General features: G+C 67.3%; 1 protein-coding gene. It reads left to right on the top strand.

What is annotated here, in order from left to right:
* Positions 1 to 2: 2 nt before the first annotated feature.
* On the top strand, positions 3 to 1,010 hold a 1,008-nt coding region (locus tag AOK24_RS07400; RefSeq protein ID WP_240553709.1), incomplete at its 3' end, for a M1 family metallopeptidase.

Below are 1,010 nucleotides of genomic sequence, written 5' to 3'. Positions count from 1 at the left end.
TACTGACGCGCGACGAAGCGCAGAGCCGTGCCGAACTTCTTGATGTTCGCAGTTATGCAGTCGACCTCGACCTGACGACCGGAGATGAGACCTTCGAGTCCCGTACTGTCATTCGTTTTGCCGCGCGTGCGGGGGCGGACACCTTCGTCGAACTGAAGCCGGTCGAGCTGAAGGCCGTCACCCTCGACGGGAAGGCGCTGGACACCGGGAAGCTCAAAGGGAACCGCTACCCCCTGAAGAAGCTCAAGGAGGGCGAGCACGAGCTGCGCGTCGAGGCGACCATGCGCTACTCGCGCACCGGCGAGGGCATGCACCGCTTCACCGACCCGGCGGACGGCGAGACGTACGTCTACACGCAACTCTTCCTGGACGACGTCCAGCGGACCTACGCCGCGTTCGACCAGCCCGACCTGAAGGCGACGTTCGACGTCACGGTCAAGGCCCCCGACGGCTGGACGGTCCTCGCCAACGGCGTCACCGAACACCTCGGCGAGGGCCGCTGGCGCGCCGCGACGACCCCGCCCATCTCCACGTACCTCATGGCCGTCGCCGCCGGCCCCTGGCACTCCGTACGGACCGAACACCAGGGACTCCCCTTCGGCCTGCACTGCCGCCGCTCCCTCGGCGCGCACCTGGACGCCGACGCGGACGAACTCTTCGAGATCACCCGCCAGTGCTACGACCGCTACCACGAGCAGTTCACCGAGCCCTACCCCTTCGACTCCTACGACCAGGCGTTCGTCCCGGAGTTCAACGCGGGCGCCATGGAGAACCCCGGACTGGTCACCTTCCGCGACGAGTTCGTGTACCGCTCCGCCGTCACCGAGACCGAACGCCAGACCCGCGCCATGGTCGTCGCCCACGAGATGGCCCACATGTGGTTCGGCAACCTCGTCACCCTGCGCTGGTGGGACGACATCTGGCTGAACGAGTCCTTCGCCGAGTACATGGGCTACCGCACCACCGCCGACGCCACCCGCTTCACCGGCCCCTGGACCGAGTTCGGCGTC

Source organism: Streptomyces niveiscabiei (assembly GCF_001419795.1).
Lineage (GTDB): Bacteria > Actinomycetota > Actinomycetes > Streptomycetales > Streptomycetaceae > Streptomyces > Streptomyces niveiscabiei.
The sequence above is the reverse complement of the archived record's forward strand: the minus strand, read 5'-3'. Positions and strand labels throughout refer to the sequence as shown.